A 21,971-nucleotide genomic window follows, 5' to 3' on the forward strand; every position below is an offset into this window, starting at 1 on the left:
TGCTGCCCGGTGCACCCGAACGGCCTCAGGACCCGACCCTGACCCCACCCTGAGATCCGGCGGCCGGAATGTCGGGGGCGTCCCCGTGGTCGTGGACGCCGCAGCGTGTGACGATCGAGTCACCGACCTCGACCAGCTCACCACCGCTACCAGGGAGCCTCCGATCAGCACCGTCACCACGCCCCCGCGCCTCTACCGCGCCCCGGAGCACCGGATGGCCGCCGGTGTCGCCGCCGGTATCGCCGACCATCTCGGCATCTCGGTGCTGCGGGTGCGCGTCGCGTTCATGGTGCTGCTCGGGCTGAGCGGGCTCGGCCTGCTGCTCTATGCGGCCTTCTGGGCCGTGGTCCCGCTGCGGCCCGGTGACACAGCGGTGCCGCCCCGGCGCGACGTGGCGCAACTCCTGCCGTTCGTGGGGATCGGGCTCGGTGTCCTGTTGATCCAGGTGATGGTCTTCGACTCGGTCGGCGCGGCGGGCACCGCCGGCTGGCTGGTGGCCATCATCGCGGTCGGCGCCGGGGTCATCTGGCACCAGTCCGCGCCCGAGCGGCGGCGGCAGTGGGGCGAGACGATGCCAGTGCCCTGGCTCGGCGCGGTCGTCGAGGAGAGTGACCGACGGGCCTTCGTGCTCCGGTTCATCGGCGGCGGAGTGCTGGTCGCGGTCGGCATCATCGGCGTCGCGGCGGTCTACTCGCCGGCGCAGAACTTCGACGCGGTGATCAATGGCGTGATCTTCGCGCTGGTCGGGTTGGCCGGGGTCGGAGTGGTCGCCGCGCCGGTGCTCTGGCGGACGTACAGTCAGCTCCGCTCGGAACGCGAGGGCCGCATCCGTGAGCAGGAGCGAGCCGAGTTGGCCGCGATGGTGCACGACCAGGTGCTGCACACGTTGGCCCTGATCCAGCGCAACGCCGGCGACGTCAAGATGGTGCAGCGGCTGGCCCGGGGGCAGGAGCGTTCCCTGCGCAACTGGCTCTACAAACCCACCGCCTCGCCGAGCGAGCGCTTCGCCGCCGCGCTGGAGCAGGCCGCCGCCGAGGTCGAGGACACCTTCGCGATCACGGTGGAGGCGGTGGTGGTCGGTGACCGGGAGACCGACGAGAAGGTCGGGGCGCTGGTCGCGGCCGCCCGGGAGGCGCTGGTGAACGCGGCACGCCACGCCGGTGTGCAGACTGTTTCCCTCTACGCGGAGGTGGAGCCCGATCAGGTCAGCGTCTTCGTCCGGGACCGGGGCAAGGGCTTCGATCCGGATACCGTGGAGGACCACCGGCACGGCGTGAGCGGCTCGATCATCGGGCGGATGAAGCGGCACGGCGGACGGGCCGAAATCCGGTCCGGCCCGGGGGAGGGGACCGAGGTTCGGTTGATCCTGCCGATCTCCCGGGACTCGTCCGCAGCGGAGAGGAACAGATGACCATGGCCGAGCAGTCGACCGAGCACCTCGACCCGGCGGATGCCCGCCCCGAGCGGCTGCGGGTGTTCCTGGTGGACGATCACGCCATGTTCCGGGCGGGGGTGCGCGCGGAGTTGGGCGCCCACGTCGAGGTGGTGGGCGAGGCGAGCACGGTGGCCGAGGCGGTCACCCGGATCGCCGCCGTCGGGCCGGACGTGGTGCTGCTCGACGTGCACATGCCCGACGGTGGTGGCCGGGCGGTGCTGGAGGCGATGCGGCGTACCCACCCGCAGGTCAAGTTCCTCGCGTTGAGCGTCTCCGACGCTGCGGAGGACGTGATCGGGTTGATCCGTGCCGGCGCTCGGGGGTACGTCACCAAGACCATCTCTCCGGACGAGCTGGCCGCGGCGATCCGCCGGGTGGCCGACGGGGACGCGGTGTTCAGTCCGCGGTTGGCCGGCTTCGTGCTGGACGCCTTCGCGGCCCGACCGGACGCCCCGGTGGCCGACCCCGAGCTCGATCAGCTGACCAACCGCGAGCGCGAGGTGCTGCGGCTCCTGGCCCGGGGGTACGCGTACAAGGAGATCGCCAAGGAGCTGTTCATCTCCATCAAGACGGTGGAGACGCACGTGTCGAACGTGCTCCGCAAGCTGCAGATGTCCAACCGTTACGAGTTGTCCCGCTGGGCGGCGGACCGCCGCCTCGTCTGATCGGCCCTCGCCCGGCGCCGAAGATCAGAGAAACGATCTCGGCACCCTCATCCACCCAGTCGCTGATCGTGGCCGTGCAGCCGAAGTCGACCTAGTCCGGACGGGTCGAAATGTGAGTGGTGACCGACGTCCTATCGGACACAGGTGACCCGAGGCTTGCACGCGTGCCGAGACCCGTTGCGCGGGTGGCGCAACGTATTTCCTGCTCAGTGCTGCCCGAGCCGACCGTTTTATGATCATTTTTCAAGTATCGGCAACGTGGCGGGCAACTAACGGCTTGATAACGGCACCTTCACGGAAGCGGCCAGTGGGTGTCACAGTGGCAGCACCTCACCATCGGTGTGTGGCACTCCGTACGGCCCACGACCATGTCCTCGCCGCTCGCGGCGGTTCGTGGCTGTGTCTCCTGCGTCGTGTCGCGCCTCGTTGGCGGGGGAGCCCGGCGGATCGGTACATCAGGGGTGTCCCCAACTTCCCTGTGATCCCGGCGACCCGCGCCCCGGGGTGGTCGGGCGGTGTCACCCCCAAACGTGCGTGAAACCCACGACGGAACCTGGTTAGAAAGAGGAGGCCCCTCGGAATGAGAGTCTCGAAGCGGGCGACGAGCGCGATCGCGCTCAGCGCGGCTGCCGCGCTTGTCGCGAGCGGTTGCTCGAGCGGTGACGGCGACGGCGACGCTGCCGCCAGCAAGGACGGCTCGATCGTTGTCCACGGTGTCCAGCCGGAGAACCCGCTGGTTCCGTCGAACACCACGGAGACCGGCGGCGGTAAGATCGTCGACTGGCTGTTCACCGGCCTGGTCGAGTACCCGAACGACGGTGGGGCCCCGCGTAACGCGCTGGCGGAGTCCATCAACACCACGGACTCCAAGGTCTTCACGATCAAGATCAAGGCCGGTACCAAGTTCCACGACGGCACCGAGGTGAAGGCGAAGAACTTCGTCGACGCCTGGAACTGGGCCGCCTACTCGCCGAACGGTGCGCAGAACGGCACCTTCTTCGCGGACATCGCGGGCTTCGACCAGACCTACACCTCGGACCCGGACGGCGCGGACGGCCCGAAGAAGGCCCCGACGCCGACGACCGACAAGCTGTCCGGCCTGAAGGTCATCGACGAGCAGACCTTCGAGGTCACCCTGGCGGCGCCGACCGCGGTCTTCCCGACCAAGCTCGGCTACAGCGCCTTCATGCCGCTGCCGGACGTGTTCTTCACCCAGAAGCCCGAGGAGTTCGGCCGCAAGCCGATCGGCAACGGCCCGGTGAAGTTCGTGTCGTGGGACGACAACGCCCTCATCAAGCTGACGCGCTTCGACGACTACAACCTTCGCGACAAGATGAAGATCAAGGACGTCGACGTCAAGCTGTACCAGGACGACAACGCCGCCTACGCCGACCTGCTGGCCAACAACCTCGACTTCATGGAGGTTGTCCCCACCTCGGCGCTCGCCGGTGACAAGTGGAAGACCGACCTCGGTGACCGGGGCCGCTCGACCGTCACGCCGTCGACCGCGTTCATCGCGTTCCCGATCTACGACAAGCGCTTCCAGAACGCGAAGCTCCGTCGTGCCGTGTCCCTCGCCGTCAACCGGCAGGAGATCTCGGACAAGATCTTCTTCGGCACCCGCAAGCCGGCCGACAGCTGGGCGAACCCGCTGACCCCGGGCGCTAAGCCGGGCAACTGCACCGCCTGCAAGTTCGACCCGGAGACGGCCAAGACGCTGCTCGCCGAGGCCGGTGGCTTCAGCGGCGAGATGGTCTTCTACTACAACGCGGACTCCGCCCACAAGGACTGGATGGACGCCGTCGCGCAGCAGATCAAGACCAACCTCAACATCAACGCTCGGGCCGAGGGCGTGCCGACCTTCGCGGTCTTCCGCCAGAACATCAACGCCCACAAGATGACCGGCCCGTACCGTGCTGCCTGGCAGCAGGACTACCCGGACGTGGAGAACTGGGTCAACCCGCTCTTCATCACCGGCGGTTCCTCCAACGACGGTCTGTACAGCAACCCCGAGGTCGACGCGCTGGCCAAGCAGGCCAGCGGCGCGCCGAGCCTGGAGGCCTCGCACGAGGCGTTCGCCAAGGCCGTCGAGAAGGTCGACCAGGACGTCCCGAGCATCCCGGTCTACTTCTACGGCCAGCAGTCCGGCCACTCGGAGAAGATCAAGAAGCTCGAGCTGAACAACGTCGGCGAGATCGACATCACCTCGGTCGAGCTCTGATCCGAACGGTCTGACCCCGGGTCGGGCTCGCCACATCCGGTGAGCCCGACCCGGGGCCGTTCCGCGAGTGGGTGTTACAACACTCCACTCGCACGTTGTCACCACCGTGTCGGCCGTCCGACGCGCCCCCTGTCTGGAGGACCACCCCATGGGCCGTTATCTGTTGAGACGGCTGCTCCAACTCGTGCCTGTCTTCATCGGTACGACGTTCCTGATCTACTGGCTCGTCTGGGCCGTTCCGGGCGATCCGTTCGCCGGCAAGTGCGGTGAGCGTCGCTGCCCGGACCAGTACATCGCCTTCATGACCGAGAAGTACCACCTCGACCAGAACGTCTTCGTGCAGTACGCGAACTACATGAAGAACCTGCTCCAGGGCGACTTCGGTCAGACGTTCCAGCAACGCGAGATCAGCGACATCATCGCGACTGCCTACCCGAACACCCTGAAGCTCGCCGTCGTGGCGCTCGCCATCGAGGCGATCATCGGCCTCGGCGCCGGCGTGCTGAGCGGTCTGCGGCGCAACGGTTTCCTGGACAACCTCGTCCTGGTCTCCACCCTCTTCCTGATCGCGCTGCCGGTCTTCGTGGTCGGCTTCGTGCTGCAGTGGCTGCTGGGCGTGCAGTGGGGCATCATCAAGCCGACCGTCTCCTCCGAGATGCGGTGGTCCGAGCTGATCGTGCCGGGCTTCGTGCTCGGCAGCGCGTCAGTGGCGTACATCGCCCGGGTGGCGAGAACGAGCATCGCGGAGAATCGCCGCGCGGACTACGTGCGTACGGCTATCGCCAAGGGCCTGCCGATGCGCCGGGTGGTGGGCGTGCACCTGCTGCGCAACTCGCTCATCCCGGTGGTGACCCTGCTCGGCACCGACCTCGGTGCCCTGATGGGTGGCGCGATCGTCACCGAGGGGATCTTCGGCATCAACGGAATCGGCCGCCAGGTCTTCCGGGCGATCATCACCAAGGAAAGCGCCACGGTGGTAGGAATCGTGGTCGTCCTGGTGCTGGTCTATCTCGTGATGAACCTGCTGGTTGACCTGCTCTACGCCGCCCTGGACCCGAGGATCCGTTATGAGTGACCCGAGTACCGCATCGATCGTCAGTACCCCTGGCGCACACCCCATCGACTCCGCCGCCCCCGCCACCGCGGGCCAGCCGCAGAGCAACGACAAGCCGCGTGGCCTGCTCGGTGACGCCTGGCGCGACCTGCGACGCAAGCCGCTGTTCTGGATCTCGGCCACGCTGATCCTGATCTTCCTGCTGATGGCCGCCTTCCCGTCGCTGTTCGCTCCGGGCGGCGACCCGGCGAACGGCGCGTTGTCTCGCAGCCTCAACAAGCCGGGTGCCGACGGCTGGTTCGGCTACGACGTCCAGGGCCGTGACGTCTACGCCCGGGTCATCTACGGCGCGCGTGCGTCCATCCAGGTCGCCGTGCTCTCCGTGCTGGGCACCCTGCTCATCGGCGGAACGATGGGCATCATCTCCGGTTATCGCGGTGGCTGGTTGGACGCCCTGCTCAGCCGGATCGCCGACGTCTTCTTCGGTCTGCCGTTCGTGCTCGGCGCGATCGTCATCCTGACCACCTTCAACGGTTCGGGTGCCGGCAACAGCAAGAACAAGATCATGGGCCTGGTGACCGCGTCCCTGATCGTGCTGAGCTGGCCGGTCGTGATGCGACTGATGCGCTCCTCGGTGCTCGCCACCAGGGAGGCCGACTACATCGTGGCGGCCCGCGCACTGGGTGCCGGCACCGGCCGGATCATCCTCAAGCACCTGCTGCCGAACTGCCTGGCCCCGCTGCTGGTCTACGGCACGATCATGGTCGGTTCGTTCATCGGTGCCGAGGCCACCCTGTCGTTCCTGGGCGTCGGTCTGAAGTCGCCGGTGGTGTCCTGGGGCATCATGATCAGTGATGGGCAGAATTTCGTCCGGGTCGCGCCGGGACTGGTCTTCTTCCCCGCCGCGTTCCTCGTCACCGCAGTGCTGAGCTTCGTGATGCTCGGTGAGTCGGTCCGCGAGGCCCTCGATCCGAAACTCCGCTAGGGGATATCCAGTGTCCGACATTCTCGTTTCTGAGCAGTCCGCACCGGGATCCGGCGGGTCCGGGCGTCCCTCCGGCCGGCTGCTCGAGGTCGACGACCTGCGGGTGGAGTTCCGCACCCGGGACGGCGTCGCAAAGGTCATCAACGGAGTCACGTACCACGTCAACGCGGGAGAGACCCTCGCCGTGCTCGGCGAGTCCGGCTCCGGTAAGAGCGTCACGGCGCAGACCATCATGGGCATCCTCGACACGCCGCCCGGCTTCGTGACCGGTGGGCAGGTCCGCTTCCACGGCAAGGACATGCTCCGCATGTCCGCCGAGGAGCGCCGCCGCATCCGCGGCGAGGGCATCGCGATGATCTTCCAGGACGCGCTCTCCGCCCTGAACCCCGTCTTCACCGTCGGGTTCCAGATCGCCGAGCAGTTCCGGGTCCGGCGTGGCATGGGTCGCGCGGAGGCCAAGAAGCGCGCGATCGACATGCTCGACCAGGTCAAGATCCCGAACGCCAAGGGTCGGTTCAACAACTACCCACACCAGTTCTCCGGCGGTATGCGGCAGCGCGCGATGATCGCGATGTCGCTGGCGCTCGACCCGGAGGTGCTGATCGCGGACGAGCCCACCACGGCGCTCGACGTGACCGTGCAGGCCCAGATCATGGACCTGCTCGCGGAGCTTCAGCGTGAGCGGCAGATGGGCATGATCCTGATCACCCACGACCTCGGCGTGGTCGCCGACGTCGCGGACCGGATCGCGGTCATGTACGCAGGCCGGATCGTCGAGGAAGCGGACGTGTACGACCTGTACGCCAAGCCGGCGCACCCGTACACGATAGGTCTGATCGACTCGATCCCGCGCCTCGACGAGAAGGGGCAGCAGCTCCGGACGATCAAGGGCCTCCCGCCGAACCTGATGAATATTCCGCCGGGCTGCCCCTTCAACCCGCGCTGCCCGATGGCTCAGCCGGTGTGCCGGGAGAAGGTCCCGCCGCTGCTGCAGGTGGGCACCGGCCGGGCCAGCGCCTGCCACTTCGCCGAGGAGCTGGTGAACCGTGTCTGAGAACATCCTCGAGGTCAATGACCTGGTCAAGCACTACCCCGTCACCCAGGGCGTGGTGTTCAAGAAGACCGTCGGTCAGGTCAAGGCGGTCGACGGGGTCTCGTTCGGTCTGCGCGCCGGTGAGACGCTCGGCGTCGTCGGCGAGTCCGGCTGCGGCAAGTCGACGCTCGCCCGGGTCCTGATGAACCTGGAGAAGCCGACCGCCGGCAGCGTGGTCTACAAGGGCCAGGACATCTCCAAGCTGTCCGGTGGGGCGCTGCGACGCCTCCGCCGGCAGATCCAGCTGGTCATGCAGGACCCGTACACCTCGCTGAACCCGCGGATGACCGTCGGTGACCTGCTCGGTGAGCCGTTCGAGATCCACCCGGAGGTCGCACCGAAGGGCAGCCGCCGGGCCAAGGTCCGCGAACTGCTCGACCTGGTCGGGCTCAACCCGGAGCACATCAACCGGTACCCGCACCAGTTCTCCGGCGGCCAGCGTCAGCGCATCGGCATCGCCCGGGCGCTCGCGCTGCGGCCCGAGATCATCGTCTGCGACGAGCCGGTGTCGGCGCTGGACGTCTCCATCCAGGCTCAGGTGATGAACCTGCTGGAGCAGCTCCAGGGCGAGTTCGGGCTGTCGTACGTCTTCATCGCGCACGACCTGTCGGTGGTCCGCCACCTCTCGGACCGGGTCGCGGTGATGTACCTCGGCAAGATCGTGGAGATCGGCACCGAGGACGAGATCTACGAGCGGCCGACCCACCCGTACACCCAGGCTCTGCTCTCCGCGGTGCCGGTGCCGGACCCGACCCAGCGGAACAACAAGACGATCATCCGTTTGACGGGTGACGTGCCGTCGCCGATCAGCCCGCCCTCGGGCTGCCGGTTCCGGACCCGCTGCTGGAAGGCGCAGGACGTCTGCGCCGAGCAGGTCCCGCTGCTGGAGATTCGGCGAGGCTCGGACCACCCGAGCGCCTGCCACTTCGCGGAGCGACGCGAGATCGTCGCCACCCACGAGGCGTGAGTCACCGAAACCGCCTGCCGACGTCTTGAGGACGACGGCAGGCGGTTTCGTCTGTCCGGGTGACCGGGCGGGCGTCGGCCGGGCACTCCGGGGCCGCAGCGGCCCGCGGAGGGTTACGGCGGCCCGCGGGGAGGGTTACAGCGGGCCGCGGCCCGCGCGGAGCAGCAGCAGGGCCAACTGGGTGCCGTCCGCGCCGAGTGCGACCCGGAACCGTTCCAGGATCGCCCGTTCGCGGGAGAGCACCAGGCGGGTTCCGCCGGACGCCATCCGGGTGGCCCCGACCTCCTGCGACAACGCGGCCCGCTCCTGCCAGAGTGCGATCAGCGCGTTGTCGATCTCGTCGATCCGTTCCCTGATCTCCACGATTCGGGCGGCGGCGGACGGCTCTTCGGTGCCGGTCTGCGCCTCGGCCTGCTCGGTGTTCTCCGCCGACGGCGACACGGGTGCCATCGTCTCGCGTCCGTTGACCGCGGGCTGCCCAGCCTCCGGTCGGGTCGGGCCGCCGCTCTGCTCCATCACGTCTGTCATCATCGGGTACCTCTCGCACGGTGGTGCCCTGTGCCCGGAACCCGGGACGGAAAAAGCCCCGGACTCCAGGAGCCCGGGGCTTTCGTAGGTCTGAATCGATCAGGCGCGACCTACGGCAGCCGGACTCCCGGTGCCGTAGTAAAAGTAGTAGCGCGCAGCGATCACGCCGTCGAGTATGCCCACGTCGGCGGCGGGTGCGCAAGCATTCGACGGTGCACCGGGGATCTTTCTTCGACCAGGGCGCGCCGCGCGGTGGCAGCACGCGGTCAGCCACGAGCTGCTGAGCGCCAGCGGCGCAGTGTCCGACCGGCGGCATAGACTTGTCGGGCGATGCATCCTCTCTTCGACATCCCCGCGTCCCCGCCTGCGCCGGAGTCCGCGCCGGCCCGCCCGGACCGGCCCCGGCACGCCGCCGTCCGCCTCGATCCGCAGGAGCTGCTCGACGGGCTGAACGGGCCACAGCGCGACGCGGTCAGCCATGCCGGCTCACCACTGTTGATCGTGGCCGGCGCCGGTTCCGGCAAGACCCGGGTGCTCACACACCGGATCGCGTACCTGCTCGCCGCCCGGGACGTGCACCCCGGCGAGATCATCGCGATCACCTTCACCAACAAGGCCGCCGGCGAGATGAAGGAGCGCGTCGCCGCGTTGGTGGGCCCCCGGGCCCGCCTGATGTGGGTGTCGACGTTCCACTCCGCGTGTGTCCGGATCCTGCGCGCCGAGCACGAGCACGCCGGTCTCAAGTCGACGTTCTCGATCTACGACGCGGACGACTCCCGCCGACTGATGCAGTTGGTCGCCCGCGAGCTCGATCTGGACCCGAAGCGCTACCCGGCGCGCGGGTTGGCCGCGCAGGTCTCCAACCTCAAGAACGAGCTGGTCGACCCGGAGCAGTTCGCCGCACGGGCCACCGGGCCCAACGAGCGGGCCCTCGCGGAGGCGTACACGCTCTACCAGCGGCGGCTGCGCGAGGCGCACGCACTGGACTTCGACGACCTGATCATGACCACGGTGCATCTGCTCCAGTCCCACCCGCACGTCGCGGAGAGCTACCGTCGGCGGTTCCGGCACGTGCTGGTGGACGAATACCAGGACACCAACCACGCCCAGTACGTCCTGATCAAGGAGCTGGTCTCCGGCACCGACGGGCTGGCGCCGGCCGAGTTGTGCGTGGTCGGCGACGCCGACCAGTCGATCTACGCGTTCCGGGGCGCGACGATCCGCAACATCCTGGAGTTCGAACGGGACTTCACCGACGCGCGCACGATCCTGTTGGAGCAGAACTACCGCTCCACCCAGACCATCCTCAACGCGGCCAACGCGGTGATCGACCGCAACACGTCCCGCAAACCCAAGCGGCTGTGGAGCGAGTCCGGCGCCGGCGAGCAGATCGTCGGCTACGTTGCCGACACCGAACACGCCGAGGCCGACTGGGTGGCCCGGGAGATCGACCGACTGGTCGACGCCGACGAGACCCGCCCCGGTGACGTAGCGGTCTTCTACCGCACCAACGCCCAGTCCCGCGTCTTCGAAGAAGTGTTCATCCGCGTCGGCCTGCCCTACAAGGTCGTCGGCGGGGTGCGCTTCTACGAGCGCAAGGAGGTCCGCGACGCGCTCGCGTACCTGCGTTCGGTGGTCAACGACGACGACACGGTGAGCCTGCGGCGGGTGCTCAACACCCCCCGCCGGGGGATCGGCGACCGCGCAGAGGCGTGCGTCGAGGCGCTCTCCAGCCGAGACCGGATCTCATTCGGCGCGGCGCTGCGGCGGGCCCGGGAGGCGCCGGGCATCTCCACCCGAGCTGCCAACGGCATCGCCGACTTCGTCGCGTTGCTCGACGGCGCCCGGGAGTTGGCCGAGACCGGCACCCCGGAGGAGGTGCTGGAGGCCCTCTTGACCCGCTCGGGCTACCTCACCGAGCTGGAGGAGAGCCTGGACCCGCAGGACGCCGGTCGGGTGGACAACCTCCAGGAGTTGGTCAGCGTCGCCCGGGAGTACACCGAGCGGATCGAGGCGCTGGGCGAAGAGGGGGAACGCGCCACCCTCGCCGGGTTCCTGGAGCAGGTGGCGCTGGTCGCCGACGCCGACCAGATCCCCTCCGACGACCCCGACCACCAGGGCGTGGTCACCCTGATGACCCTGCACACCGCCAAGGGGCTGGAATTCCCGGTGGTCTTCCTGACCGGGCTGGAGGACGGCGTCTTCCCCCACCTGCGCTCGCTGGGCGACACCCGCGAGTTGGAGGAGGAGCGCCGGCTGGCGTACGTCGGCATCACCCGTGCCCGACAGCGGCTCTACCTCTCCCGGGCGGTGACCCGCTCGGCCTGGGGGCAGCCGTCCTACAACCCGCCGTCGCGGTTCCTGGAGGAGTTGCCGACGGAGTTGGTCCACTGGGAGCGCACCGAGGGGTCGTACACCTCGTGGGCCGGGGGTGGCGGCGGCGTCGGTGGCCGCGCGGACCGCGCGCCCGGCGCGCGTGGCAACTTCACGGGGGGTACGCCGAAGGCGGCGCAGCTGGCCCAGCGGCTCGGCGTGGACGCCAGCCGGCTGACCACGGCCAGCGAGTTGCCGCAGGGGCCGAAGGTGTCCGCGGGGGACCGGGTCAACCATCAGCGGTACGGGCTGGGGCGGGTGCTCGCCGTCGAGGGGCACGGCCCGGGCGCCCGCGCACAGATCGACTTCGGCGACCAGACCATGTGGCTGGTGCTAAGGCACGCTCCGGTCGACAAGCTCTGACCCAGGCGCAGGTGACGGAAGGCGTGACCTCCGCTTCGGCGGAAGTCACGCCTTCCGGCTGCGGCGGTCGTTCAGCAGCCCAGGTCCACGCCGTGGGCCCGCATGAACGGGGCCGGGTCGATCTGGTTCCACATGCCCTGGTGCACCTCGAAGTGCAGGTGCGGGCCGGTGGCATCGCCGGTGGCGCCCTCGTAGCCGATGACCTGGCCGGCCTTGACCGCCTGCCCGACGGTGACCGCGATGCGGCTCTGGTGGGCGTAGTGGGTCAGGTAGCCGTTGCCGTGGTCGATGAAGACGGAGTTGCCGTAACCGTCGGAGGCGTCGCCGGCCTGCGTCACGGTCCCGGCGGCTGCGGCGTGGATCGGCGTACCGGAGGGCAGCGCCAGGTCGATACCGGCGTGCAGAGTGCCCCAGCGCTGCCCGTAGCAGGACGTGACGGCTGCGCCCGGCATCGGGTCGACCCAGGCGGGCGTGGGCTTGGTGGTCTTCTTCGGCTTCGGCTTGGCCTTGGCGGTGGCCGTCTTCGCGGGTGTCGGGCTGGCGCTGACCGCCGACGGGCTCGCCGTGGGGCTGACCGAGGGGGCGACCGGCGTGCTCGACTCGCGGGCGGAGCGGTCCGCCCGGCTGGCGGCCTCGGCCCGGGACTGCGCGTCGAGGGAGACGGCGGTCGGTGCCGGGCGGTCGTTGCCGGTGGTGGCGACGGCGATGCCGCCGAGGCCGAGGGCCACCAGGGCGGCCGCGCTGAGCACGATGAGGCGGTTCCGCCGGCCGGCGCGCTGCGGCCGCTCGGTCTGGGCGGTGTCCGGGGTGGTCTCGTTCTGGACGGGGCTGTCTTCCTGCACGGCGGACCTTCACAGTCGAGGGGGCACTTGACCTCGAAATACTGGTGTCGGGCCGAGTTGGGGCAGGCGCGGGGACCGGATCACCCGCGATGGACAACGTGGCGAGTGCCCACGTATGGCCCGTTCTGGGGTGCTGAATCCGGATAAGTGATCATGCGTTGGCGTGTCGCCAGTCACAGTCGTGGTGGTGACCCGGCACACATCCGCTCGACGGGCACAACGAAAAACCGCCCAGATCGATCGATCTGGGCGGCCATCGGTCGGTACGCAGCGTCAGGACGCGGCTACCTCGCTGTAAATTGCCTCGACTTGCAGCTTGATGTCCACTCCGCGCTCCTGGAGGTAGGGCACCGGGTCGATCGGCTGGCCCTTGACATGGATCTCCAGGTGCAGGTGGGTGCCGTACGCGTGGCCGGTCTGGCCCACCAGGCCCAGCTGGTCGCCGGCCTTGACCTGCTGGCCTTCCTTCACGCTCACCGCGGAGGAGTGACCGTAGATGGCCTCACTGCCGTCGGCGTGCTGCACGATCACCGCGTTGCCGTACCCGCCGAACCAGCCGGCCTTGGTGACCAGCCCGTCGTGGATCGCGACGTAGGGAGTGCCCTCGCCCGCGACCAGGTCGACGCCGGTGTGCATCTTGCCCCAGCGCACCCCGTAGGGCGAGTTGAAGTCGTAGCCCTGCAGCGGCAGCAGCCAGACCTCGGGCTCGGCGCTGTCCTTGCTGCGGCTGTCCCGGGAGGCGCGGTCGGCGTTGTCCGCACGGGCCGCGGCGTCCTGGCTGGTGACCGACGCCTGCTTGAGCTCGTCGAGGACCGTCGGGCTGACGTCCTTGGCATCCGGCAGGGCGCTCGCGCCGAGGGCGACGATGCCGGCCCCGACGAACGCTGTGGTGACGACTGCGGCGTAACGGCTGCGCGGTGGGGTGGGCACACGGCGACGACCGCGATATCGATCGGGCTCAGACGACAGGCGCTGGCGCACGCACACCCTCCGTTGTCGGGGTTCCGAGGCGGCCGGTGGGCGTTCGTGAAGCTCCACTGAACGTCCGCTGACCGCGTCGTCACCCGTCCATGGACCTGATGACAACCGTGGACACGTTAGCCAACCACCAGGCGAGTCACAAGCTAGAGCGCCAAATTGGCGTGTCGTTCTGTCCGTTTGCGTCCATTATTGTCACGCATCGCGACGCCAAACGGTGCCCTTGATGCTGCCCGTTCGTCGCCGAGCGTGACCGATCCGGCGGACTCGTCCGACTTGACTACGGGCGGTGCCGGATCGCCACTGCCGGTAGTGCCGGGTCGCCCCCGGCTGCCGGTCCCGTCACCGGTCGGCGACTCTCTCCCGGTCGTGGACCTTCACGGTGGGTCGCTGCGCAGGCGGTGACCGGTGACCGAGCCCGCTTTCCGGCCCGGATTTCCCGGGCCGGGCCCGCCGGGTTACCGTTCGTTAAGGTGAAGGCGGTCAAGCCGGTGAAAGGTGTGCGCTGATGAGCTCTCGGATTCGGGTCGTCGTCGCGAAGCCTGGCCTGGACGGCCACGATCGGGGCGCGAAGGTCGTCGCGCGCGCCCTGCGGGACGCCGGGATGGAGGTCGTCTACACCGGCCTGCACCAGACTCCCGAGCAGATCGTGGAGACCGCCATCCAGGAGGACGCCGACGCGGTCGGCCTGTCCGTGCTCTCCGGCGCGCACATGACGCTCTTCCGGCGGGTGCTGGAACTGCTCGGTGAGCGGGACGCCCGCGACATCGTCGTGTTCGGTGGCGGCATCATTCCGAACGGCGACATCCCCGAGTTGGAGAAGCTGGGCGTCGCGAAGATCTTCACACCGGGCGCCACCACCCAGGCGATTGTCGAGTGGGTCCGCGAGAACGTGGCCCAGCCGGTTTCCTGAGGAACGCCGAACTGCTGCCCCACCGATTTTGGGCACGGGGGAGGGGCCGGACGCACCCCTCACACGTCCGGCCCCTCTATGCACGATGCCCCGCCGCCACCCCTCGACCGACAGGGCATCGGCCGTATCCCGTCTTTGCGCTGTTCAGCGCTCCGACATCTGACTCAACGACGCCCCCACGGCAGGGTTACGCAAGCCGGACAACATCGCCCGGACGGTGGATGCCACCGGAGTTCTGGCCGGAAACCGGCCACACCTGATGGCCGGTTGTGCATTACCGCACACCGTGCACCCGCTCGGTTGCCGGTGGTGCCGACCTCGCTAGGCTGCGGCCAATGGCCTGTTTGAACTGATGACAGGCGTCAAACTGTTTTCTGAACGCTGGTGGCGGCGCGACGGCGCGCCGCGGAGACGGGACGGGACGCGCAATCGTGGACCTGTACGAGTACCAGGGGCGGGACCTGTTCGAGCGGCACGGCTTGCCCGTGCTGGCCGGCGGCGTCGCCACTACCCCGGAAGAGGCCCGTGCGATCGCCGAACGCCTCGGCGGTCGCGTGGTCGTCAAGGCGCAGGTGAAGGTCGGCGGCCGAGGTAAGGCCGGCGGCGTGAAGCTGGCCGAGGGCGCCGAGGAGACGGTGGCCCGCGCCACCGACATCCTCGGCATGGACATCAAGGGTCACACCGTCCACAAGGTCATGATCACGGTGACCGCGGACGTGGCCGAGGAGTACTACTTCTCGTACCTGCTCGACCGGGCGAACCGCACCTTCCTCTGCATCGCCAGCGTCGCCGGCGGCATGGACATCGAGCAGGTCGCCGCCGAGACCCCCGACAAGGTCGTGAAGGCCCCGATCGACGCCGTGAAGGGCGTGGACGAGGCCAAGGCCCGTGAGATCGTGACCGCTGCCGGCTTCCCGGCCGAGGTCGCCGACCAGGTGGTCGAGATCGCCGTCGGCCTGTGGCAGGCGTTCGTCGCCGAGGACGCCACGCTGGTCGAGGTCAACCCGCTCGCCAAGAACGGCGACGGCCGGATGCTGCTGCTCGACGCCAAGATCAGCCTGGACGAGAACGCCGCGTTCCGGCACCCGGACCACGAGGCGCTCGTCGACCAGGCCGCGGTGGACCCGCTGGAGCAGGCCGCCAAGGCCAAGGACCTCAACTACGTCAAGCTCGACGGCGAGGTCGGCATCATCGGCAACGGCGCGGGTCTGGTCATGTCGACCCTCGACGTGGTCGCGTACGCCGGTGAGCGGCACGGCAACGTCAAGCCGGCCAACTTCCTCGACATCGGCGGTGGCGCGAGCGCCGCGGTGATGGCGAACGGGCTGGAGATCGTGCTCTCCGACCCGGCCGTGAAGAGCGTCTTCGTCAACGTCTTCGGCGGCATCACCGCCTGCGACGAGGTGGCGAACGGCATCATCCAGGCGCTGGCCCTGCTGGAGCAGCGCGGCGAGCAGGTCAGCAAGCCGCTCGTCGTCCGTCTGGACGGCAACAACGCGGAGGCTGGCCGGGCGATCCTGGACAGCGCGAACAACCCGCTCGTGCAGCGGGTGGACACCATGGACGGTGCGGCCGAGCGGGCCGCCGAGCTGGCAGCTGCGGGGGTCTGATCATGGCTATCTGGCTGACCAAGGACTCGAAGGTCATCGTCCAGGGGATGACCGGCTCCGAGGGTTCCAAGCACACCCGGCGGATGCTCGCCGCCGGCACCAACGTGGTGGGCGGCGTCAACCCGCGCAAGGCGGGTCAGAAGGTCGACTTCGACGGCACCGAGCTGCCGGTCTTCGCGTCCGTCGCGGACGCGATGGCCGAGACCGGGGCCGACGTCACTGTCATCTTCGTGCCGCCGCAGTTCACCAAGGCCGCCGTGGTCGAGGCGATCGACGCCGCGATCCCGCTGGCTGTGGTGATCACCGAGGGCGTGCCGGTGCACGACACCGCGGCGTTCTGGGCGTACAACGTGGCGCAGGGCGAGCAGACCCGGATCATCGGGCCGAACTGCCCGGGCATCGCCTCGCCCGGCGCGTCCAACGCCGGCATCATCCCGGCCGACATCACCGGCTCCGGCCGGATCGGCCTGGTCAGCAAGAGCGGCACGCTGACCTACCAGATGATGTACGAGCTGCGCGACATCGGCTTCTCCACCTGCGTCGGCATCGGCGGTGACCCGATCATCGGGACCACGCACATCGACGCCCTGGCGGCGTTCGAGGCCGACCCGGAGACCGACGCCATCGTGATGATCGGTGAGATCGGCGGCGACGCCGAGGAGCGGGCCGCCGAGTTCATCAAGACCAACGTCACCAAGCCGGTGGTCGGCTACATCGCCGGCTTCACCGCTCCGCCCGGCAAGACCATGGGCCACGCCGGGGCGATCATCTCCGGTTCGGCCGGCACCGCCGAGGCGAAGCAGGCGGCGCTGGAGGCTGTCGGCGTCAAGGTCGGCAAGACGCCGACCGAGACCGCGAAGCTGATGCGGGAGATCATGTCCGGCAGCTGAGCCGGAAGGGCAACACGGAAGGGGGTCGACCGGAAACGGTCGGCCCCCTTCGTCGTGCGGAGAGTCAGTCGTTGTTCCAGAACGGGTAGTTGCCGGTGAGCCGCAGGATCGAGCCACCAATGATGTTGATCACCCCGAACACGATGGCGAGGTAGCCGAGCACCGGCGACTGCCCGTTGCGCCGCGCGTCGCGGATGGACAGGTAGCCGAAGATGATGCCGAGGATGCCGCAGCAGATCAGACCCAGCACGATGCCGAGCACGCCCCAGAGGGTCGTCCGGTCCCGTCCCCGCGCCGGTGGGGGCGGGGGCGGCGGGTATGCGGTCGTCACAGCTTCCTCCGGGCGGTCGTGGGCGGCGTACCGACCCGGGCCGCGACCGGCGGGCCCGACCGGGCGGCGGCGACTCGCGCCCCCTCTGGGCCGAGGCTAGACCGGACCGGATGATCTGGACGGCGGTTCGGTGAACTCGCCACCCTCGGTACCGCAACGGCAGTGAACGCAGCCGCCCGCCTGCGCCCAACGCTGGCCGCCAAGATCCGCGCAACATCGGGGATGTTGCTGTTTCCCGCGTCGTCGGAGGCAGCAACATCCCCGATGTTGTGAGGATCCGGGGCGCGGAGCGCGGGGCGCGGGGCGCGGGGGCCTTCCCGGAGGGCGGCCCAGACGCCGCCTCGACCCGATCGCCCTTATGAAACGCGCCCTAGGAGGCGTTAACGGACTGCCACCGCCCGCGCGACGTGCCAGAGTAGAGCGGATGTCCCCCGTCACCCCTGACCGTCCCAGCCGTCCCGGCGGTGTGAGCGCCGACGACCGGCCGGTCAACCGTGCCACGCCGTCCCGGCGGGTGCCCTCGCCGCGCGCGGGCGGGTCGCCGCGCGGACGTGCGCCGTTGCCGGTCGCCGCCGGGGTGGCGGCCGGCTGGGCCGCCCTCACCTCCTACCTGCCGGTCGCCATCGTGCTCGGTCTGGTCCAGCTCGGCACCGACTCGACCACCCTGGCCGGCACCCTGCGCACGGCGCTGGCCGGTTGGCTGCTCGGCCACGGGGTGCCGCTGCACACCGACTCCGGTCCGCTCGGGCTTGCCCCGCTGGCGCTGACGGTGCTCGCGCTCTGGCGGCTCAGCCGGGCCGGTGTGCACGTCAGTCGCGCGATCGGCGCCCGGGACACCCGCTCACCGCGCCGCGCGCTGCTCGCCGCGGGCGCGGTCGGCATCGCGTACGCGCTGCTCGGCGCGCTCGCGGCGGTGCTGGTCAGCGCCGGTGGGCCGGATGTGTCAGTGATCCGGGCGGGTGCCATGTTCGCGGTGGTCGGCACACTCGCCGCCCTGATCGGTGCCACCCGGATCACCGCTGTGACCCGGGTGCTCGTCGCCCGGATGCCGGGCCCGGTCCGGGACGGCGTTCGCGCCGGCCTGGTAGCGGGGCTGCTGCTGCTCGGCGCGGGCGCCGGTGCGGCCGGCCTGGCGGTGGCCACCGGTGGCGGCGACGCGGCGGACATGATCGGGGCGTACCGGACGGGGGTCGCCGGCCAGGCGGGGATCACCCTGGTCAGCGTCGCGTACGCGCCGAACGCGGCGATCTGGTCGACCAGCTATCTGCTCGGGCCGGGCTTCGCGGTCGGCACCGACACCGCGGTTCGTACCAGTGAGGTGTCGGTCGGCGCGTTGCCAGCTGTGCCTCTGCTCGCCGGCCTGCCGCGCGGTCCGGTGGACGGCTTCGGCGCGCTCCTACTCGCGGTGCCGGTGCTGGCCGGGATGGTCGGCGGTTGTCTGCTCGCCCGCCGGGTGGCTCGACTCGCCGGGCCGGAGCGGGCCCCGCAACGGTGGGCTGAGGTGCTGGCGCCGGCGGCGTTGGCCGGGCCGGTGGCCGGTGTGCTGCTCGGGCTGGTCGCCGCGGTTTCCGGCGGGCCGCTGGGCGCCGGGCGGCTGGCGGAGGTCGGGCCGGTGGGCTGGCAGGTGGGTGCGGTGGCGACAGCCGTCATCGCGGTCGGCGCGCTGCTCGGCGCTGCGGCCACCCGAGCGCTCACTCGCTCACCCGCCCAGTAGACGAGCCCGGGGCGCCCCGGACGGAATCCGGAACGCCCCGTAGCTGCGGGATCCGTCAGGGGTTGGTCGGCAGGCCGACGTTCAGCGCGACGCTCAGGATGACCGAGATGATGCCGAGCGCGACACCGACGGCGCCACAGATCAGGCCGGCCTTGGCCTGACCGGCGTTGCTGGCCTGACCCTGCGCCGCCTTCTGCCGGCCCAGGTAGCCGGTCACCGCACCACCGATGCCGACCGGGATGCCCAGCAGCGGGCAGCAGGCCAGCGGGATCGATGCGATACCGAGGATCAGCGCCACCAGGCCGAGGGTGTTGTTCTGTCCCTGACCCTGCGGGTAGCCGGCGTTCGGGTACGTCGGACCGCCCCCGTACTGCGGCTGCTGCTGGCCGTACGGGTCCTGGTACGGCTGCTGCTGGCCGTACGGGGCGGCCGGCGGCTGGCCGTACGGGTTCTGCGGCGGCTGGGGCGCGGTCGGGTCGTTGGGCTGCTGGCCGTACGGGTCCTGGCCGGGGTTACCGGGTTGCATTCACAAGCTCCTTGAAATGGTTCCGTCAGTTACCACTGTTGTTTCCACCCATGATCGCTGTCACTCCTCGGAATGCACAGCGCAGGATCACGACGACATCACCACTGTGCTGTCGATCGACGACTGCCGTTGGCCGATCGGTGCTGGCCCGGATCGGCGCGGCTTTCGGCCGAGCGAGCGGCAGCGTACCGGGTCGATGCACGTCGACGCTGTCAAAGATCGGCGCGCCGCCCAGCCGAAGGGCGTCCTGACCTGCCCGATAGGGTGGCCCGGTGACCGAGCCCGCGCCTGTCGCCCGCATCGTCGTCCTCGTCTCCGGCTCCGGGAGCAACCTCCAGTCGCTGCTGGACGCCGCCGCCGACCCCGCGTACGGCGCACAGGTCGTCGCGGTCGGCGCGGACCGCGACGGCATCGCGGGCCTGGACCGGGCCGAAGCCGCCGGGGTGCCGACCTTCGTGGAGCGGGTCCGTGACCACGACACGCGGGAGGACTGGGACCGGGCGCTCACCGCGCACGTCGCGAAGCACCAACCCGATCTGGTCATCTCCGCCGGTTTCCTCAAGCTGGTCGGGCCGCATTTCCTGGCCGCCTTCGGCGACCGCTACCTGAACACCCACAACACCCTGCTGCCGGCGTTTCCCGGCATCCACGGCCCGCGTGATGCGCTCGCCTACGGCGTGAAGCTCACCGGTGCCACCCTCTTCTTCGTCGACGCCGGTATGGACACCGGGCCGATCGTCGCGCAGGTGGCGGTGCCGGTGCTCGACGACGACGACGTGGACACGCTCACCGAGCGCATCAAGGAAGCCGAGCGGCGCCAGCTCGTCGAGCAGGTCGGCCGTCTGGTCCGCGAAGGTTGGACCATCACCGGAAGGAAGGTCACGGTTCCGTGAGTCCCACTCAGGACGGGCGCCGCCCGATCAGGCGGGCGCTGGTCAGCGTCTACGACAAGACCGGGCTGGTCGAGTTGGCCCAGGCCCTGCACGCTGCCGGTGTGGAGATCGTGTCCACGGGCAGCACGGCGGGCACCATCGCCGCCGCCGGTGTGCCGGTGACGCCTGTGGAGACGGTGACCGGGTTCCCCGAGGTGCTCGACGGCCGGGTGAAGACCCTGCACCCGAAGGTGCACGCCGGCCTCCTGGCCGACCTGCGGAAGGACACGCACGTCACGCAGCTCGACGAGCTGGGGGTGGCGGCGTTCGACCTGCTGGTCTCCAACCTCTACCCGTTCCAGGCGACCGTCGCCTCCGGCGCCGGGGTCGAGGAGTGCGTGGAGCAGATCGACATCGGTGGCCCGGCCATGGTGCGGGCCGCCGCCAAGAACCACGCTTCGGTCGCGGTGCTCACCGACCCGGCCGGTTACCCGGCGCTGCTCGGCGCGCTCGACGAGGGCGGTTTCACTCTGGCCCAGCGCCGTGCGCTGGCCGCCCGGGCGTTTGCCGACATCGCCGAGTACGACGTGGCCGTCGCGCAGTGGTGCGCCCGGGAGCTGGCCCCGGCCGACGACACCTGGCCGGCGTTCGCCGGGTCGGCGCTGCGCAAGTCGACGGTGCTGCGCTACGGGGAGAACCCGCACCAGCCGGCCGCGCTCTACACCGACCCGGACGCCCCGGCGGGGTTGGCCCAGGCCGAGCAGCTGCACGGCAAGGAGATGTCGTACAACAACTACGTCGACGCGGACGCCGCCTGGCGTGCGGCGAACGACTTCGCCGACCAGCCGGCGGTGGCGATCATCAAGCACGCGAACCCGTGCGGCATCGCGGTCGGCGTGGACGTCGCCGAGGCGCACCGGCGGGCGCACGCCTGCGACCCGGTGTCGGCGTTCGGCGGTGTCATCGCGGTCAACCGCCCGGTCTCGGTGGAGCTGGCCCGGCAGGTCGCGGACATCTTCACCGAGGTGGTCGTCGCCCCCGGCTTCGACGAGGGTGCGGTCGAGGTGTTGCAGGGCAAGAAGAACATCCGGCTGCTGCGCGCGCCGGCCTGGACTCCGGCGACTGTCGAGTGGCGGCCGGTGACCGGTGGCGTGCTGACCCAGGTCGCGGACCGGGTGGACGCCCCTGGTGACGACCCTTCGAACTGGCAGTTGGCGACCGGGGAGGCCGCTGACGAGGAGCTGCTGCGTGACCTGGCGTTCGCCTGGCGTGCGGTGCGCGCGGTGAAGAGCAACGCGATCCTGCTCGCCAAGGACGGTGCCACCGTCGGCGTGGGCATGGGTCAGGTCAACCGGGTGGACTCGGCGCAGCTCGCGGTGAGCCGGGCCGGCGCCGACCGGGCCCGGGGTTCGGTGGCCGCGTCGGACGCGTTCTTCCCGTTCGCCGACGGCCCGCAGATCCTCATCGACGCCGGCGTGCGCGCCATCGTCCAGCCCGGTGGCTCGATCCGCGACGAAGAGGTCATCGAAGCGGCAAAGAAGGCCAACGTGACGATGTACCTGACCGGAACCCGCCACTTCTTCCACTGACCCAGCCCCTGTCGCGGTCGAT

19 protein-coding genes are annotated in these 21,971 nt (G+C 69.8%); 14 read left to right on the forward strand and 5 right to left on the reverse strand.

What is annotated here, in order from left to right:
* Positions 1-163: 163 nt before the first annotated feature.
* The 7 genes from FHU34_RS05540 to FHU34_RS05570 all read left to right on the forward strand — a co-directional run bounded on the left by FHU34_RS05540 (position 164) and on the right by FHU34_RS05570 (position 8,420).
* Entirely contained in the window at positions 164-1,411 is a 1,248-nt protein-coding gene (locus FHU34_RS05540; protein ID WP_269683757.1) for an ATP-binding protein, read from the forward strand.
* Positions 1,412-1,413: 2 nt separating this feature from the next.
* Positions 1,414-2,100: a response regulator gene (locus FHU34_RS05545; protein ID WP_030337843.1), complete on the forward strand. Its 687-nt coding sequence runs from the start codon at positions 1,414-1,416 to the stop codon at positions 2,098-2,100.
* 580 nt (positions 2,101-2,680) lie between these two features.
* Positions 2,681-4,321: a peptide ABC transporter substrate-binding protein gene (locus tag FHU34_RS05550; protein WP_145778981.1), complete on the forward strand. Its 1,641-nt coding sequence runs from the start codon at positions 2,681-2,683 to the stop codon at positions 4,319-4,321.
* A gap of 148 nt (positions 4,322-4,469) precedes the next feature.
* Positions 4,470-5,396 carry an ABC transporter permease gene (locus tag FHU34_RS05555; protein WP_145778982.1) on the forward strand — a complete coding sequence of 309 codons (927 nt, stop codon included), beginning with the start codon at positions 4,470-4,472 and terminating at the stop codon, positions 5,394-5,396.
* The gene (locus FHU34_RS05560; RefSeq protein ID WP_145778983.1) at positions 5,389-6,360 is read left to right on the forward strand and encodes an ABC transporter permease; all 972 of its coding nucleotides are present in this window, start codon (positions 5,389-5,391) and stop codon (positions 6,358-6,360) included. The genes FHU34_RS05555 and FHU34_RS05560 overlap by 8 nt, the downstream gene beginning before the upstream one ends.
* A 10-nt stretch (positions 6,361-6,370) precedes the next feature.
* Entirely contained in the window at positions 6,371-7,414 is a 1,044-nt protein-coding gene (locus FHU34_RS05565) for an ABC transporter ATP-binding protein (protein ID WP_423438865.1), read from the forward strand.
* Positions 7,407-8,420, forward strand: a complete 1,014-nt coding sequence (locus FHU34_RS05570; protein ID WP_145778984.1) for an ABC transporter ATP-binding protein — start codon at positions 7,407-7,409, stop codon at positions 8,418-8,420. The genes FHU34_RS05565 and FHU34_RS05570 overlap by 8 nt, the downstream gene beginning before the upstream one ends.
* Positions 8,421-8,555: 135 nt before the next feature.
* Here FHU34_RS05570 and FHU34_RS05575 read toward each other — a convergent pair whose 3' ends face one another.
* Positions 8,556-8,870 (reverse strand): chorismate mutase, encoded by a 315-nt coding sequence (locus tag FHU34_RS05575; RefSeq protein ID WP_145785449.1) that lies wholly within the window; start codon positions 8,868-8,870, stop codon positions 8,556-8,558.
* A 408-nt stretch (positions 8,871-9,278) separates the two neighbouring features.
* Here FHU34_RS05575 and pcrA point away from each other — a divergent pair, with 408 nt between their 5' ends.
* On the forward strand, positions 9,279-11,684 hold the full coding sequence (pcrA, locus tag FHU34_RS05580; protein WP_145778985.1) for a DNA helicase PcrA: 2,406 nt from the start codon (positions 9,279-9,281) through the stop codon (positions 11,682-11,684).
* A 71-nt stretch (positions 11,685-11,755) separates the two neighbouring features.
* Here the strand turns inward: pcrA and FHU34_RS05585 are convergent, their stop codons facing one another.
* Both FHU34_RS05585 and FHU34_RS05590 read right to left on the reverse strand, forming a co-directional pair.
* Complete coding sequence (locus tag FHU34_RS05585) at positions 11,756-12,526, reverse strand: M23 family metallopeptidase (protein WP_145778986.1); 771 nt, start codon at positions 12,524-12,526, stop codon at positions 11,756-11,758.
* Positions 12,527-12,799: 273 nt separating this feature from the next.
* Positions 12,800-13,507: a M23 family metallopeptidase gene (locus FHU34_RS05590; protein ID WP_145778987.1), complete on the reverse strand. Its 708-nt coding sequence runs from the start codon at positions 13,505-13,507 to the stop codon at positions 12,800-12,802.
* Positions 13,508-14,012: 505 nt separating this feature from the next.
* Here FHU34_RS05590 and icmB point away from each other — a divergent pair.
* The 3 genes from icmB (at position 14,013) to sucD (ending at position 16,917) form a co-directional block, all read left to right on the forward strand.
* Complete coding sequence (gene icmB / locus FHU34_RS05595; protein ID WP_088987674.1) at positions 14,013-14,417, forward strand: coenzyme B12-dependent isobutyryl CoA mutase small subunit; 405 nt, start codon at positions 14,013-14,015, stop codon at positions 14,415-14,417.
* A 431-nt stretch (positions 14,418-14,848) separates the two neighbouring features.
* The gene (gene sucC, locus FHU34_RS05605; protein ID WP_145778988.1) at positions 14,849-16,027 is read left to right on the forward strand and encodes an ADP-forming succinate--CoA ligase subunit beta; all 1,179 of its coding nucleotides are present in this window, start codon (positions 14,849-14,851) and stop codon (positions 16,025-16,027) included.
* 2 nt (positions 16,028-16,029) lie between these two features.
* Complete coding sequence (gene sucD, locus FHU34_RS05610; protein WP_145778989.1) at positions 16,030-16,917, forward strand: succinate--CoA ligase subunit alpha; 888 nt, start codon at positions 16,030-16,032, stop codon at positions 16,915-16,917.
* Positions 16,918-16,981: 64 nt separating this feature from the next.
* Here sucD and FHU34_RS05615 read toward each other — a convergent pair whose 3' ends face one another.
* Positions 16,982-17,248, reverse strand: a complete 267-nt coding sequence (locus FHU34_RS05615) for a DUF4190 domain-containing protein (RefSeq protein ID WP_145778990.1) — start codon at positions 17,246-17,248, stop codon at positions 16,982-16,984.
* Positions 17,249-17,672: 424 nt separating this feature from the next.
* Between FHU34_RS05615 and FHU34_RS05620 the strand changes: the two genes are divergently transcribed.
* The gene (locus tag FHU34_RS05620; protein ID WP_145778991.1) at positions 17,673-18,962 is read left to right on the forward strand and encodes a cell division protein PerM; all 1,290 of its coding nucleotides are present in this window, start codon (positions 17,673-17,675) and stop codon (positions 18,960-18,962) included.
* 55 nt (positions 18,963-19,017) lie between these two features.
* Here the strand turns inward: FHU34_RS05620 and FHU34_RS05625 are convergent, their stop codons facing one another.
* Complete coding sequence (locus FHU34_RS05625) at positions 19,018-19,488, reverse strand: DUF4190 domain-containing protein (protein ID WP_145778992.1); 471 nt, start codon at positions 19,486-19,488, stop codon at positions 19,018-19,020.
* A 272-nt stretch (positions 19,489-19,760) separates the two neighbouring features.
* On the opposite strand from FHU34_RS05625, the gene purN reads away from it, so the two are divergent.
* The gene (gene purN / locus FHU34_RS05630; protein WP_145778993.1) at positions 19,761-20,381 is read left to right on the forward strand and encodes a phosphoribosylglycinamide formyltransferase; all 621 of its coding nucleotides are present in this window, start codon (positions 19,761-19,763) and stop codon (positions 20,379-20,381) included.
* The gene (gene purH / locus FHU34_RS05635) at positions 20,378-21,949 is read left to right on the forward strand and encodes a bifunctional phosphoribosylaminoimidazolecarboxamide formyltransferase/IMP cyclohydrolase (RefSeq protein WP_145778994.1); all 1,572 of its coding nucleotides are present in this window, start codon (positions 20,378-20,380) and stop codon (positions 21,947-21,949) included. The genes purN and purH overlap by 4 nt, the downstream gene beginning before the upstream one ends.
* Positions 21,950-21,971 lie beyond the last annotated feature (22 nt).

The sequence above is a fragment of the Micromonospora taraxaci genome (genome assembly GCF_007830095.1).
In the GTDB taxonomy this organism is placed as follows: domain Bacteria; phylum Actinomycetota; class Actinomycetes; order Mycobacteriales; family Micromonosporaceae; genus Micromonospora; species Micromonospora taraxaci.